This window comes from Pseudoselenomonas ruminantium (assembly GCF_900142515.1).
Lineage (GTDB): Bacteria > Bacillota > Negativicutes > Selenomonadales > Selenomonadaceae > Selenomonas_A > Selenomonas_A ruminantium_D.
The window spans coordinates 1-14,641 of the sequence record NZ_FRBC01000015.1 but is presented as its reverse complement, the minus strand read 5'-3'; the positions used below and the strand labels follow the sequence as shown (position 1 = coordinate 14,641).

General features: G+C 52.0%; 17 protein-coding genes. 16 read left to right on the top strand and 1 reads right to left on the bottom strand.

The window, feature by feature from the left end; genetic code table 11:
- Positions 1-65 precede the first annotated feature (65 nt).
- The 7 genes from BUB68_RS15430 (at position 66) to BUB68_RS15425 (ending at position 4,952) form a co-directional block, all read left to right on the top strand.
- Positions 66-260 carry a hypothetical protein gene (locus BUB68_RS15430; protein WP_218587687.1) on the top strand — a complete coding sequence of 65 codons (195 nt, stop codon included), beginning with the start codon at positions 66-68 and terminating at the stop codon, positions 258-260.
- A gap of 62 nt (positions 261-322) precedes the next feature.
- The gene (locus tag BUB68_RS08495) at positions 323-2,104 is read left to right on the top strand and encodes a B12-binding domain-containing radical SAM protein (RefSeq protein WP_073090109.1); all 1,782 of its coding nucleotides are present in this window, start codon (positions 323-325) and stop codon (positions 2,102-2,104) included.
- Positions 2,101-3,075: a tRNA modification radical SAM protein MnmL/YtqA gene (locus BUB68_RS08490; RefSeq protein WP_010891393.1), complete on the top strand. Its 975-nt coding sequence runs from the start codon at positions 2,101-2,103 to the stop codon at positions 3,073-3,075. The genes BUB68_RS08495 and BUB68_RS08490 overlap by 4 nt, the downstream gene beginning before the upstream one ends.
- An 89-nt stretch (positions 3,076-3,164) precedes the next feature.
- Positions 3,165-3,296: a hypothetical protein gene (locus BUB68_RS15615; RefSeq protein ID WP_256625843.1), complete on the top strand. Its 132-nt coding sequence runs from the start codon at positions 3,165-3,167 to the stop codon at positions 3,294-3,296.
- Between the two features lie 58 nt (positions 3,297-3,354).
- Positions 3,355-3,612, top strand: coding sequence for a hypothetical protein (locus BUB68_RS15260; RefSeq protein WP_073090106.1), 258 nt, complete (start codon positions 3,355-3,357; stop codon positions 3,610-3,612).
- Positions 3,587-4,639, top strand: coding sequence for a HAMP domain-containing protein (locus BUB68_RS08480; protein WP_073090104.1), 1,053 nt, complete (start codon positions 3,587-3,589; stop codon positions 4,637-4,639). Before BUB68_RS15260 ends, BUB68_RS08480 begins: the two co-directional genes overlap by 26 nt.
- A 118-nt stretch (positions 4,640-4,757) precedes the next feature.
- Entirely contained in the window at positions 4,758-4,952 is a 195-nt protein-coding gene (locus tag BUB68_RS15425; RefSeq protein ID WP_218587687.1) for a hypothetical protein, read from the top strand.
- Positions 4,953-5,040: 88 nt separating this feature from the next.
- Here the strand turns inward: BUB68_RS15425 and BUB68_RS08475 are convergent, their stop codons facing one another.
- A complete protein-coding gene (locus tag BUB68_RS08475; RefSeq protein WP_073090102.1) occupies positions 5,041-6,276 on the bottom strand; it encodes an LL-diaminopimelate aminotransferase in 1,236 nt (411 codons plus the stop codon).
- 275 nt (positions 6,277-6,551) lie between these two features.
- Here BUB68_RS08475 and rimP point away from each other — a divergent pair, with 275 nt between their 5' ends.
- The 9 genes from rimP to BUB68_RS08430 are packed head-to-tail and all read left to right on the top strand — an operon-like array spanning position 6,552 to position 14,466.
- Entirely contained in the window at positions 6,552-7,007 is a 456-nt protein-coding gene (gene rimP / locus BUB68_RS08470; protein WP_073090100.1) for a ribosome maturation factor RimP, read from the top strand.
- Positions 7,008-7,042: 35 nt separating this feature from the next.
- Entirely contained in the window at positions 7,043-8,179 is a 1,137-nt protein-coding gene (nusA, locus tag BUB68_RS08465; RefSeq protein WP_014424760.1) for a transcription termination factor NusA, read from the top strand.
- Position 8,180: 1 nt separating this feature from the next.
- Positions 8,181-8,462 carry an RNase P modulator RnpM gene (gene rnpM / locus BUB68_RS08460; RefSeq protein WP_073090207.1) on the top strand — a complete coding sequence of 94 codons (282 nt, stop codon included), beginning with the start codon at positions 8,181-8,183 and terminating at the stop codon, positions 8,460-8,462.
- Positions 8,463-8,464: 2 nt separating this feature from the next.
- Positions 8,465-8,785, top strand: coding sequence for a L7Ae/L30e/S12e/Gadd45 family ribosomal protein (locus tag BUB68_RS08455; RefSeq protein WP_073090098.1), 321 nt, complete (start codon positions 8,465-8,467; stop codon positions 8,783-8,785).
- Positions 8,786-8,805: 20 nt separating this feature from the next.
- The gene (gene infB / locus BUB68_RS08450; RefSeq protein ID WP_073090096.1) at positions 8,806-11,277 is read left to right on the top strand and encodes a translation initiation factor IF-2; all 2,472 of its coding nucleotides are present in this window, start codon (positions 8,806-8,808) and stop codon (positions 11,275-11,277) included.
- A gap of 34 nt (positions 11,278-11,311) precedes the next feature.
- A complete protein-coding gene (rbfA, locus tag BUB68_RS08445) occupies positions 11,312-11,692 on the top strand; it encodes a 30S ribosome-binding factor RbfA (protein WP_073090094.1) in 381 nt (126 codons plus the stop codon).
- Between the two features lie 5 nt (positions 11,693-11,697).
- On the top strand, positions 11,698-12,648 hold the full coding sequence (locus BUB68_RS08440) for a DHH family phosphoesterase (RefSeq protein ID WP_073090093.1): 951 nt from the start codon (positions 11,698-11,700) through the stop codon (positions 12,646-12,648).
- Positions 12,649-12,662: 14 nt separating this feature from the next.
- A complete protein-coding gene (truB, locus tag BUB68_RS08435) occupies positions 12,663-13,532 on the top strand; it encodes a tRNA pseudouridine(55) synthase TruB (protein ID WP_073090205.1) in 870 nt (289 codons plus the stop codon).
- A 10-nt stretch (positions 13,533-13,542) separates the two neighbouring features.
- A complete protein-coding gene (locus tag BUB68_RS08430) occupies positions 13,543-14,466 on the top strand; it encodes a bifunctional riboflavin kinase/FAD synthetase (protein ID WP_073090091.1) in 924 nt (307 codons plus the stop codon).
- The last annotated feature ends 175 nt before the right edge of the window (positions 14,467-14,641 follow it).

The following is a 14,641-nucleotide window of genomic DNA, read 5'->3' as shown; positions in this document are numbered from 1 at the left end:
TGTGCTTGCACCTTACAGCCGGAACATAGCAATATACTCAAACGTAACGTTGGGTGGCGGTGGGGATGCTTTTTCACCGACGGAACGACTGCCTGAACGAAGTGAAGGCTGGCCCGCAAACAGCATTGGCTGGAAGCTTCGTTGATTGGAGCGCCGTTGGCCTGCCCGGCGCGGGTAGCTGGAAGATGCGCACTTCTGCTGGCGGGTCATTTAGTGGAGCGGCGAAAAAGTATTCCCACCGCCGCCCCACTGCTTTGTAACGAATTGTGTTCCAGCTCGCACTAACAAACTGCCATTTAATTATACCTTGAGGAGGAATGTAATGTTAAAGGATAAGATTCTCTGGCTGGCGGTCAATGCCAAATATTCCCATACATCTCTTTCTGTCCGCTACCTGCGGGAGGCGGTGCCCGGTTCGGAAATCATGGAACTGACCATCAATCATCAATTATTGGCGATGTTGGGGGAGATTTATGCTGCCCAACCCAAGGTGCTGGGGATTTCCTGCTATATCTGGAATATCGAATTGGTCAAAAGCCTGCTGAAGCTCCTGTCGGCGGCTTTGCCAGATACCATCATCATCTGTGGCGGCCCTGAGGTTTCCTACGGTGTGACTGGATTCATGACGGAATTTCCCATGGTGGACTATGTCTGCCGGGGCGAAGGGGAAGAAGCACTGCCGGAACTAGTCAAGTCTTTGCAGGCAGCGGATTTTGACCGGTCAAAGGTCAATGCCCAGCTTGACCAGTCAGAAATCCCTGGGATTGCTTGGCGCGGCCTGACTGGTCAAATCTGCACCGGCCGGGATGTGACTGTCGCGGATTTTGCGGAAAAGGTGCCGTTTGCCTATCGGGCAGAGGAAATGGAGGAAATCAAAGAACGGATTCTCTATTACGAAACCAGCCGTGGCTGTCCTTTTTCCTGTGCTTACTGTCTGTCCTGTGCCACGGCAGGGGTGCGTTTCCTGCCACTGGACCGGGTTTTCCGGGAACTGGCTTTCTTTGTAGCCCATGATGTGCGGCAGGTCAAGTTTGTGGACAGGACTTTCAATGCGAAGAAATCCCATTTCCTGCCCATCTTGCAGTATCTGCTGAACCTGCCGGCAGACTGCCGTACCAATTTCCATTTTGAGGTGGCCATTGACTATTTGGATGAAGAAGTCATGCAGGTGCTGGCGCAGATGCCGAAAGGGCGCGTGCAGCTGGAAATCGGCATCCAGTCCACGAATCCTGCGACACTCAAGGCCGTCTCCCGCATCAACCACTGGCAGGATATTGCCGACCATATCCAGAGGATTATGGGCTTCCATAATATGCATCTGCATGTAGATCTGATTATCGGTCTGCCAGGCGAGGGGATGACGTCCTTCCGGCAGTCCTTCAATGATGTATATGCTTTGCAGACGGATATGTTGCAACTGGGATTCCTGAAGTTCCTCAAAGGCGCGGCGATGATGAACCTGGTTCAGCCTTATAACTACCGCTATATGCCGATGGCGCCCTATGAGGTCTTGCAAAGCGATGCTCTGAGCTATGGCGAGATCCGCTGGTTCCATAGTTTTGAGCAGGTCTTTGAACTTTATTATAACGCCGGCCGTTGCCGCCAGACCGCCAATTATCTATTGCGAGAATGCGAGCAGGGGGATGCTTTTGCCTTCTGGCAGAAATTCACGGACTGGTGGGAGGCTCAGGGATTCCATAAGATTGGCCATAGCACAAAGAATCTCTATGGCTATCTGCGGGATTTTGCCCAGTCTGCTTATGATGTATCGGCAGTTCTGCTGGATAATCTACTGCGTTATGATGCCCTGCTCTCCGATGGCGGCAAGATCCGCCCTGAGAATCTCAATTGGAACCGCCTGCAATACCAGACTATTACTGCGGACTTCTGGAAAGGTGCTCCCAGCCGGGTACGGACTTACTTGCCGGATTATGAGTTCACCAATTGGCGGGATGTGAACAAGAAATATCACATCGAGGTCTTTGGTTATGATATGATGCTGGCCAGTCAAAGATTGACGGAACAACAGACGGCTCTGCTGTTTGACTATACGCAGGCAGAGCCTGTCTGCCTGCAGATTGAATTGTTTATGGAGGAGCAATGAATTTACAAGAAGAGATATACCGTCCGTTTTCCACTTATCTGAAGGAACGGTATGGAGAAAAAGTCTATAAACTGCCGATTGCCTTGCCTGTTACTTGTCCAAACAGGGATGGGAGTTGTGGCAATGGCGGGGCTGGTTGTACTTTTTGCGGGGAAATCGGCACGGGGTATGAGAACCTGCCTGCGTCCATGACTATCACGGAGCAGATGGAGGCCAATAAAGCACATATCATCCCCAAGTACAAGGCAAAGAAATTCATTCCCTATCTGCAGAATTTCAGCAACACCTATACTACACCGAAAAAATTAGCGGCGTGGGTGGCGGAAGCCGGGGCGCCTGAAGATGTCGTGGCGGTCTATATCGCCACCCGGCCTGACTGTGTCAGCGACGAGCATCTGGCCGTGTTGAAGGAGCAGGCGGATAAGTATGGTATCGATATCTGTGTGGAGCTGGGTCTGCAGAGTACCAATGTGCATACATTGACGGCCATCAATCGCGGGCATACGCTGGCCGAGCTCATCGATGCCATCCTGCGCATCAAGCGTTATGGCCTGCAATCCTGCGTTCATCTGATCCTGAACCTGCCCTGGGATGACGAACTGGATGTGATTGAGGATGCCAAGATTTTGTCGGCATTGGGGGTAGACCAGGTGAAGCTGCATGCGCTCTATATCGTCAAGGGCACAGCTATGGCTCGGGATTATGAAGAAGGGAAACTAAAAATGATTACGCTGCCGGAGTACGAGGACAGGGTAATCAAATTCCTGGAACATCTTTCGCCGGCTATCGTATTGCAGCGGATTATTGGCCGGGCACCGGAGGAGAACACGCTCTTTTCCAACTGGCATACGGGCTGGTGGAAAATCCGCGACCATATCATCAATGTCATGCGGCAGGAGGGGAGATACCAGGGAAGGCTTTGTGACTATCTCAATGGCAAGGCCGTACGGAAATTCATCACGAGTAACTGAATCGGTTTTGACGATTGTCAGTGTGAAGCACCTTGTGTTATGCAGGGGGCTTTTTGTTTATGTACATCGTATAGGAAGATGTGGAATATATGGCAAACGCCATGCAGATCATCCTGACCTTTCCGGATACGCATGTGCCGCGTTCTTTGCCGGATACACGCAAGGAAGCGGGGTACCGCTTATATTCATTACAGTACAGCTCTGCTGCAACAGGGGATTGATGCAAGACTGCAGGCTGAGATCGGGCTGGCGGGAAATTTCGCGGATGTACTGAAGGCAATGAGCAAATCCTATGCTGGCAACAGTACTTCCATGTATGCCGCTTCCCAGCATGGTTATTTGCTGTGCATGGATTTGGTGAAAGAAGAGGGAAACATCAGTATTTTCCCCTCAGCAGCCATCAAAGCGGATTTCCTGAAAAATTATGATCCGCGGGAACGATCCTGGTATAAGCAGGGCAAAGCCGCAGGCAAACCGGTATTTTCCAGTATTTTCAGAGGGCAATCTGAATATGACTTGTGCGGCACCCTATTATGATGGAAATGGCTTTGCCGGTGTCGTGGGCATCAGCTATACGGTGGAGGACATTTATCAGGAGCTGATAGCAACAGCCATGGCATATAAGGGAAAATGTTTTGTCCTGGATGAGGGGGGCAAGTTGATTTTTTCCTCGGAAAAAGAGGGAATACTGGCTGTGACAGCGCAGGGGCAGGATATACGGCAGGCTGAAGGTTCCCATCTTGCCGACGCTGTAGATTCCATGACTGCCGGAGAAAATGGCGTCATGTCGGTGGACATTGGCGGACAGGATTATTATCTGGTCTTTGCTCCGTTGAAGGTTACTGGCTGGAGCCTGGGGATTTTGCTGGACACAGATGAAATATTGGATCCGGTTGAGAAAGTGGAAGATGATGTCATAGCAAAATTGGATTCCTTTGAGGAAACATTGAGGGCAATCCAGAAGGATATCCTGTGGCAGAGTATCTTTATCCTGCTGCCGGTGCTGTTCCTGCTCATGTACGCCAGCAATCTTCTGGCCGGAAGATTTACCCGGCCTGTCCGCAGGCTGGCTGAAGGTGCCCGGGAAATCGCTGCGGGTGATTTTGAGAAGAAGTTTGCGTTGGAAACCGGTGATGAACTGGAGGATTTAGCGGATTCCTTCAATTTCATGACGGATGAACTGAAACAGTATACGGAAAACATGGCTAAGGCAGCAGCGGAAGAAGAGCGTTCCCGCACGGAACTGGAAGTAGCCGCCAAGATCCAGACTGATATGCTGCCCAAGAATTTTGCCGGACAGCCGGAATTTGAGCTCTATGCCTTGATGGAACCGGCGAAGGATGTCGGCGGGGATTTTTATGATTTCTACCTGTTGAAAGGGCGCTATCTGGTGATTACCGTAGCCGATGTGTCTGGCAAGGGGGTGCCGGCAGCTCTGTTTATGGCCAAATCTCAGGCGGTATTGAAGATTCAGCGTGCTCTTGCTGCTGCCTACGTCGGGCCGGTCTTCGCTGCGCTCAGACGATCGCTCCCACAGAAAAAGCACTCCCCCGTTCGCCCCTAGGCACGATTTTGGCAATTGGCACGGACTTGGTTCTCCTGTGACAAGAACATCGATGTGTTTGCACCTTACAGCCGGAACATAGCAATATACTCAAACGTAACGTTGGGTGGCGGTGGGGATGCTTTTTCACCGACGGAACGACTGCCTGAACGAAGTGAAGGCTGGCCCGCAAACAGCATTGGCTGGAAGCTTCGTTGATTGGAGCGCCGTTGGCCTGCCCGGCGCGGGTAGCTGGAAGATGCGTACTTCTGCTGGCGGGTCATTTAGTGGAGCGGCGAAAAAGTATTCCCACCGCCGCCCCACTGCTTTGTAACGAATTGTGTTCCAACTCGCACCAACAAACTGCAATAGTTAAAAAAGCCCGCTGATTATTCAGCGGACTTTTTAGTTAAAGGGTATATTTAAATATGTAATTTGTTTTTGATGCGTTCTACAGCGCGGACGGTGTTTTCGCGATTGCCGAAAGCGGTCAAGCGGAAGTAGCCTTCGCCGCAGGGGCCGAAGCCGGCGCCCGGGGTGCCGACGATGTTGACTTCCGTCAGCAGCTTGTCGAAGAAATCCCAGGAGGGCATGTCGTTTGGTGTCTTCAGCCAGATGTAGGGAGCGTTGACACCGCCGTAAGCTTCAATGCCAGCGGCCTGCAAGCCCTCGCGGATGATGCGGGCGTTTTCCATATAGTAGGCGATGGTTTCCTTGACCTGCTTCTGGCCTTCTTCGGTGTAGATGGCCGCTGCACCGCGCTGGACGATGTAAGCCGTACCGTTGAATTTCGTGGTATGGCGGCGGTTCCAGAGCTTGTTGAATTCCACTAAGCTGCCATCTTTGGCACGGCCTTTGACCGTCTTGGGGATGATGGTGTAGCCGCAGCGGGTACCCGTGAAGCCGGCGGTCTTGGAGAAGGACCGGAACTCGATGGCCACGTCTTTGGCACCTTCAATCTCGTAGATGGAGCGGGGGACATCTTCCTCCGTGATATAAGCGGCATAGGCAGCATCAAAGAGGATGACGGATTCGTTTTCCTTGGCGTAGTTTACCCATTTGGTCAATTCTGCGCGGGAAAGGGTCGTGCCCGTGGGATTGTTGGGGCAGCAGAGGTAAATCATATCCACGCGTTCCTGCGGCAGTTCTGGCGCGAAGTTGTTGCTGGCGTCGCAGGGCAGGTAGGTCACGCCCTCAAAATGACCGTCTTCATTGAGCGTACCCGTGCGGCCGGCCATGACATTGGTGTCGAGGTAAACAGGATACACGGGATCCGTGATGGCTACCTTATTATCCTCACCGAAGATTTCCTGGATATTGCCGCAGTCGCTCTTGGAACCGTCGCTGATGAAGATTTCATCTGTGCCGATCTCAATGCCGCGGGCTTTGTAGTTGTGTTCGATGATGGCTTCGGTCAGGAAGCTATAACCCTGTTCCGGGCCATAGCCGCGGAAAGTATCGGCATTGGCCATTTCGTCCACAGCCTTGTGCATGGCTTCGATACAAGCCTGCGGCAGCGGCTGGGTTACGTCACCGATGCCTAAGCGGATGATATCGGCATCCGGGTTAGCTTCCTTGAATGCAGCCACGCGACGGGCGATTTCGGCAAACAGGTAGCTGCCGGGGAGTTTTAAGTAATTGTCATTGATTGTAGCCATAAAAGAACCTCCAAAAGAATTATTCTCAATATAACTTTTTGTATATAGTATAAAGCATTAGTATATAAAAATGCAATAACAAAATAATAATTCAAATGTAAAAATGTAATCTGAAGAAAAAAATCGAAAACGTAAGGGGCAAAGACTTTACAGGCATAGGAAAAAATGTTATTATATATAGGTCAACTTAAAGTATTTTATGCTAAAGAGTGGGTGTGAGCCCACTCTTTACTCTTATGTTTGCTTGTAAAATAGATGTATAGGGAGGTGGATGTATGGCAGCAAAGAATATTGAAGAATCCGTGGAACTCATGGCGCGTGAACTTCTGGCAGGTCAGGACGTCATTGAACTGGTGGATGTGGAATATGTCAAGGAGTATACGGATTATTATCTGCGTGTCTACATCGATAAAGAAGGCGGCATTGATATTGAGGATTGCCAGGAACTCAGTGAAAAGCTGGAAGTAATCCTGGATGAACAGGATATCATTCCGGATGCTTATATCCTGGAGGTGTCTTCACCGGGCATTGACCGTGTGCTCAGAAAACCCCGGGATTTGGTGCGGGAGCAGGGCAAGGCCGTGGATGTGACTCTTTATGCACCAATGGATGGTAAGAAGAATCTTACGGGTGTGCTCACAGGTTTTGATGGTGAGAAGTTCACGTTGGATGATGAGATTACCATTGAACTGAGCAAGGCAGCACAGATTCGCCTGCATATTGATTTTTAAGGTGTAAGCCTTTAGATAATGGGAGGAAAATAATTTTGGCAAGAAAAACAACGCGTGCAAAGGACAATGGACAGGAGTTCCTGGAAACCCTGCGGGAGCTGAGCAAGGATCGCGGCATTGATGAAGAAATCTTATTCGACGCTATTGAACAGGCTTTGATTACGGCCTACAAGCGCAACTTTGGCTCGGCCCAGAATGTACGGGTTACCCTTTCCCGTGATACCGGCAAGTATCATGTGTATGCCGTAAAGACCGTCGTAGAAGATGCGGAAGACGAGATTACGGAAATTTCCCTGGCACAGGCTCTGACCATCCGTCCGGACTATGTGGTGGGCGATGTGATCGAAATCGAAGTGACGCCGGCTAACTTTGGCCGCGTGGCTGCCCAGACGGCTAAGCAGGTTGTTGTGCAGCGCATCCGTGAAGCAGAGCGCGGCATGATCTACGAAGAGTTCCAGAGCCGTGAAAGTGATATTCTGACGGGCCTCGTGCAGCGTGTGGAAAACCGCAATGTATTCATCGACCTGGGCAAGACGGAAGCTGTGTTGACGCCGGCTGAACAGATTCCGACGGAAACCTACAGCCATGGCGACCGCATCAAGGCCTTCATCGTAGAGGTCAAGAAGACCAACAAAGGCCCGCAGGTTGTAGTATCCCGTACGCATCCGGGACTCTTGAAGCGTCTCTTTGAACTGGAAGTTCCGGAGATTCAGGAAGGTATCGTGGAAATCAAGTCTGTAGCCCGCGAACCGGGCAACCGTTCCAAGATTGCCGTCTGGTCCAAGGATGAATCTGTGGATCCCGTTGGTTCCTGCGTTGGCTATCGCGGCATGCGCGTACAGGCCATCGTCGATGAACTCGGTAGCGAGAAGATCGATATCGTGAAGTGGAGCGAAGATCCGGCCAAGTTCATTGCCAATGCGCTGAGTCCGTCCAAGGTTGTGTCCGTTGCTGTCAACGAGGCGGAGAAGGTTTCCCGCGTAGTGGTTCCGGATTATCAGCTGTCTCTGGCTATCGGCAAGGAAGGTCAGAATGCCCGCCTCGCTGCCAAGCTCACCGGTTGGAAGATCGATATCAAGAGCGAATCCCAGGCTGCTGATGAGGAGCTGGATGAAAACATGAATGTGGTGGAAGTGGAAAGCGATGAAGCTTTCACGGCAGAAGGTGAGTAAGGTGAAAACCAGAAAGATACCGCAGAGGATGTGTCTGGGCTGCCAGGAGAGCAAGCCCAAGCGGGAACTCATCCGTATCGTGCGCAGTCCGGAAGGGGAGTTTTCTGTGGATACCACCGGAAAAAAGCCCGGCCGGGGCGCCTATATATGTCCCAAGGTGGATTGCTTCGCCGCTGCCCGCAAGAGCAAGGGGCTGGAGCGTTCCTTCAAGAGTCCGATTGACAAGTCAGTATATGAGCTTCTGGAGCAGCAGTTGAGTGAACTGCCGGAAGCTGAGGGCTGAATATGGCAATTACAAATGAACAGCGTATCACCAACCTCCTGAGCATGGCTCAGAAGGCCGGCCGCATTGTTTCCGGGGCTTTTGCCGTGGAGCAGGCCGTGAAGAAAAAGCAGGCCGTTCTCGTCCTGTTGGCAGGTGATGCTGCAGAAGAAAGCAAGAAAAACTTTGTTGCATTAACAGATAAATTCGCGATTCCCTATGTTTATTGTCTCGATCGTGAGACTTTAGGCGCATGCCTGGGCAAGGAATTTCGCGCCGTTGCCGCTTTGACGGATGATGGCTTTGCGAAAAAGCTTCGCCAGCTGATGGAGGAATCACTATGAAATAATTCGGGGGTGGATCAATGTCCAATATTAGAGTTTATGAATTGGCCAAAGAATTCAACAAGGAAACCAAAGAAGTCCTGGAAGTCCTGCAGAAAGCAAATTTCCCGGTTAAGAATAATTTCAGCAGCGTTGGTGATGCTGAGCGCGAAGCGCTGAAGAAGCATTACCATAAGGGGGCTGCTCCGGCTGCCAAAGCTCCTGTCAAGGAGGCAAAGCCCAAGGCAGAGGTGAAAGAAGTCCGGGAAAACGCTCCGGAGAAAACGAAGAAGGGCAATGGTGAGAAGAGCCAGAACCGTCCGCAGAACAAGGAAAATCACGAACACAAAGAACATCGTGAGAACCGGGAAAACAACCAGCGCAAAGCCAACAACAATAATGGCAACGGCAACAATCGCAGCCATGAAGGCGGCAATCGCAGCGGTCACAATGAGCGCAATAACAACGGCAGCAACAACGAGCGCAGCGAGCGCGGCAGCCGTAATGACCGCAACAAGAATGAGCGCAACGATCGCAATGATCGTCGCGGCGGCAAGAATGAACGGAATGGCCGCAACGACCGGAACGATCGCAATGACCGGAATGGCCGCAACAATGACCGCCGTGGCGGCAGGGGCCGTAACAACAAGCGCGGTGGCCAGCAGCCGGCACCGAAGATGGAAATCGCCCGTCCGAAGCATATCAAGCTGCCGGAAATGATTGCCGTCAAGGACCTGGCTTCCAAGATGAGCTACACCGCTGCAGAAGTGGTGAAGAAGCTCTTCATGATGGGCGTTATGGCTACCATCAACCAGGAAATCGATTTCGAAACGGCAGCTCTCGTAGCTTCCGAGTTCGGTGTGACCTGTGAAGAACTGCCGCCTGATGCAGATCCGACGGAAATCCCCGAAATCGAAGACGATCCCAAGAGCCTCAAGCTGCGTCCGCCGGTTGTTACTGTTATGGGCCATGTTGACCATGGTAAGACTTCGCTTTTGGACTGCATCCGCAACACCCATGTATCTGCGCATGAAGCCGGCGGTATTACCCAGCACATTGGTGCTTATCAGGTAAACTGCAAGGGCAAGAAGATTGTCTTCCTCGATACGCCGGGCCATGAAGCGTTCACGGCTATGCGTGCCCGCGGTGCACAGATCACGGATATCGCTATCCTCGTAGTAGCTGCTGATGATGGTGTTATGCCGCAGACGGTAGAAGCCATCAACCATGCCAAATCCGCTAACGTGCCCATCATTGTGGCAGTCAATAAGATTGATAAGCCGGGTGCTAACCCTGATCGCGTGAAGCAGGAACTCATGGAACATAACCTCGTGCCGGAAGAATACGGCGGCGATACCATCATGGTGCCGGTTTCGGCCAAACAGCAGATCGGTATCGATGACCTGCTGGAAAATGTCCTGCTGGTAGCGGAAGTGGAAGAACTCAAGGCCAACCCGAACCGTGATGCCCGCGGTGTCATCATCGAAGCCAAGCTCGATAAGGGCCGTGGTACGGTGGCAACGGTTCTCGTACAGAACGGTACCCTGCGTATCGGTGACTCTGTGGTCTGCGGTACGACCTATGGTAAGGTCCGCGCTATGATTGACGACCGTGGCAACAATGTCAAGAAGGCTGGCCCCTCTGTGCCGGTTGAGATCCTCGGCCTCAATGATGTGCCGGCAGCTGGTGATATCCTGGCTGTGCTGGAAGAAAAGCAGGCCCGTTCCATCGCAGAAGCCCGCGTAGAGCGTCAGCGCACCAACCTCATCAAGAGTAAGAAGGTATCCCTGGATGACCTGTTCCATCAGATTCAGGAAGGCGAAATCAAAGACCTCAACATCGTGGTCAAAGCCGATGTACAGGGTTCTGTCGAAGCACTCTGCGGTTCTCTCTTAAAGCTCAACAAGAACGACGAAGTACGTGTAAGCGTGGTTCATTCCGGTGTCGGTGCCGTCAACGAATCCGATGTCATGCTGGCTTCGGCATCGAATGCCATCATCATCGCTTTCAACGTGCGTCCGGATGCCAATGCCCGCCGCGTTGCTGATACGGAAGATGTGGATATCCGCACTTACCGCGTCATCTATGATGCCCTTAACGATGTCAAGGATGCTATGAGTGGCATGCTCAAGCCGAAGTACAAGGAAGTCATTCAGGGCCGCGTAGAAATCCGTCAGGTCATGAAGTTCTCCAAGGCTCTGGTTGCTGGTTCCTATGTCCTCGAAGGCAAGATCCACAATAACTCCAAGATCCGTATCATCCGCGACAACATTGAAGTGTTCGATGGCGAAATCGACTCCCTGCGCCGCTTCAAGGATGAAGTGAAGGAAGTAGCTGCTGGTTATGAATGCGGTATTTCCATCATTGATTTCCGCGATTTCAAGGAAGGCGATATCATCGAAGCTTACACGATGGAAGAGATCGCTACGGATATCAACGAAGCCAACAAAGAGGCTGCCAGAAAGCGTCAGGCAGAAGCTGAAGCTCGGGCCGCCAAAGAAAATGAGGAATAATGACTGAAATTAAAGTAGAAGGAGGTGCGCGCTAGTGGGACAGCTGCGTGTGGAAAAAGTTCAGGAACTGATGAAACAGGAGATCAGCCAGATTATCCTGCGGGAGCTCAAAGATCCCCGCATTGGTTTTGTCACCGTGACTTCCGTGGAATGCACGGGAGACCTGCGGGAGGCAAAGGTCTATGTAAGCCTGATGGGCAGTGAAGCTCAGGTCAAGGCTTGCTGGATGGGGCTCAACAGTAGTCTGGGCTTTATCCGTCGGGAAATCGGCAAGCGGATTCGCCTGCGGGTAACCCCGGAAATCAGTTTCGCTTTGGATAAGTCGCTGGATTACAGTGCGCATATCCAGGAACTGCTCTTAAAAATCAAGGCCGAAGAAGAAGCAAAGCATTCGGAAGCGGCTCCTGAGGAGTAAAACAAATGCAGATTTCATTGAAGGAAACGGCAGCGGCCTTAAAGTCCGTGCAGCGCATTGTGATTACTGCCCATGTGAACCCCGATGGTGATGCCATCGGGAGCTCGTTGGGGCTGGCGCATGCGCTCAAGGCTTTGGGCAAAGAGGTGCAGGTTTCCATCGATGATGATATCCCGGCAGCATTTTCTGTGCTGCCGGGATATGAGCTTATAGGGAAACCTGCGGCAGGGCAGAATATCCAGACTGACCTTTTGGTGGCGCTGGATGTCAGCCTGGACCGCATTGGGCAGGTGGCAGAAGTCGTTTCTGCTCCCACCCTGAATATCGACCATCATATCACCAATGATGGCCAGGCCGATAAGCTCTATCTCGATGGAACGGCGGCCGCTACTGCCGAAATCATTTATCAGTTGATTGTGGAATTGGGCGTGACCTGTGACAAGGATATGGCCATGTGTCTATATACGGGACTGGCCATGGATACAGGCTGGTTCCGCTTCTCCAATACCACCCCGAATACATTGCACACGGCGGCAGAATTGCTGGCCTGTGGAGCAGTGCCGAATCTGATTTCCGAAGCACTGGAACAGCGCCCCTTTTCGGAGGTGCAGAGCCTGGCTGCTGCCATGCAGAAGATCGAGCTTCTGGCTGATGGCAAGGTGGCCGGCGTATGCCTTGACTATGCTTCATTGCAGGAGCATGAGGCTCCTGAAGGCCTTATCGGCATGGTACGGGTGATTGAGGGAGTGGATATCGCCTTCACGCTCAAGGAAAAAGAACCGAATCTCTGTCGGGTGAGCCTGCGCTCCAAAGGCATTGATGTGACCAGGATTGCCCTGCAGTTCGGCGGCGGCGGTCATGTGCGTGCCGCAGGCTGCAGCATTGAGAAAAGCTGCGCTGAGGCCAGAACTGACCTTATCAGGGCCATTATGCAGGTGCTGGAGGAAGAAAGGTGACGGAGGCAAAGCCGCTGAGCGGCTTCCTCAATATCCTGAAACCTCCTGGCATGAGCTCGCATGATGTTGTAGGCTATGTCAGGCGTGTGCTTCATACCAAGAAAGTGGGCCATGCCGGAACGCTCGATCCGGCGGCAGCAGGTGTATTGCCTGTAGCCGTGGGGACAGCCACCCGATTGATTGAGTATCTGGAAATCACGGATAAGACCTACCGGGCGGAAATCCGGCTGGGGATTACTACCGACAGCGGTGATGACACGGGAAAAATTCTGACCAGCCGAACTGATTGGTCAGAGTTTGACCGGTCAGCTATCGAAGCTGCTCTGGCTGGATTCCGCGGGAACATCCGGCAGACGCCGCCTGCGCATTCGGCCATCAAGATCAATGGCCAACGGGCCTGTGATTTATTGCGGGCCGGCAAGGATGTGGAAGTTCCCTCCCGGGAAGTCACGATTTATCGACTGGATTTGCTGGCGCATAGCCATGATAGACTGCTGATTGATTGTGACTGCAGCAAAGGCACCTATATCCGCAGTCTTTGTCAGGACATTGGTGCAGCTTTGGGCGTGCCTGCGACCATGGCGTTTTTACTGCGGCGCAGAGTTGGTGACTTTAGCGTTGAAAATGCTTTGACCTTAGAGGAACTTTCCGCAGCAGGAGCAGAGGCATTGCTGCCTGCGGATGAAAACTTAAGCTCCATGCAGCGTTTTGATTTGAATCCCAAGCGGGAAAAGGCATTCTGCAATGGTCTGTCCAGCACGGTGAGAAATTTTACGGCTGAGACGGAAAGCCTGCGGGTTTATGCCGATGGTCATTTTATCGGTATTGCCCGTTATGACAAGGACAAAGAAGAAATCTTGCCGGTAAAGGTAATAGGGCGGTGACAAGAAAATCATGGAAGTATATAACAAACTAACAGATTTGACAAAAAAATACCCCCGACTGACGGTGGCGCTGGGGATGTTCGATGGTGTCCATATCGGTCATCAGAGCATCATCAGCCATGCCGTGGAGCTGGCGAAAAAGATCGATGGCAAGTCCGTGGTATTCACCTTCAGCAATCACCCGTTGTCGGTGCTGGCACCGCAGGCGATGCCGCCGCAGATTGGCAACAATATTCTGCGGGAGGCACGGCTCAGGGAACTGGGCGTGGATATCTTGATTGCCATTCCCTTTACCAAGGAATTTGCCAGCCGCCGGCCGGAAGAGTTCCTGGAACTTTTGCGGCTGAATCTGGCACCCTATTATGTGGTGACAGGACCGAATTATACTTTTGGCTACAAAGGCAAGGGCACGCAAAGGATGCTATTGCGGTCAGGCAATGAATATGGCTTTACCGCCGAGATATGCCCGGCCGTCCTGCGGGATGGCCGGCCTGTGAGTTCCACCCGTGTCAGGGCGCTGATTGCCGCAGGCGATCTGCATACGGCCAGTGATTTTCTGGGCTATCCTTTCACCGTGATGGAGCGGGTGATACATGGGGATGAGCGGGGGAGAGTCATCGGCTTTCCCACGGCGAACCTGGCCATCAGCGAACAGCGCGTGATGCTGCCCAATGGTGTCTATGCTGTGGGCGTGAGCTTTCAGGGCCAGCAGTATAACGGCGTAGCCAATATCGGCAATAATCCGACTTTCAAAGGCTGCAACCGTCGCATTGAGGTCAATATCGAAGACTTCAAGGGAGATTTGTACGACAAGCTCATTACTGTGGAATTTCTGGAGAAGCTTCGTGATGAAGTGAAGTTCAACGGTGTGGAACAGCTTGTGAAGCAAATAAAAAAAGACAAGGAAAAAGCCAGGAACTATTGGCGCTATTAAAATATTGGAGACATGAACTCCTGAAAGGCTAAAAAACCCGCTGACAGAAATGTCAGCGGGCTTTTGTATTGCAGTTTGTCGTTTAGTTCGTGCTGAAGGTATCCCGTTCATACGCAGCAGGGGTTCACGGGGGAGTGCTTTTTCTGTTTCCGCTAAACGACCCTCCCTGTAAGGT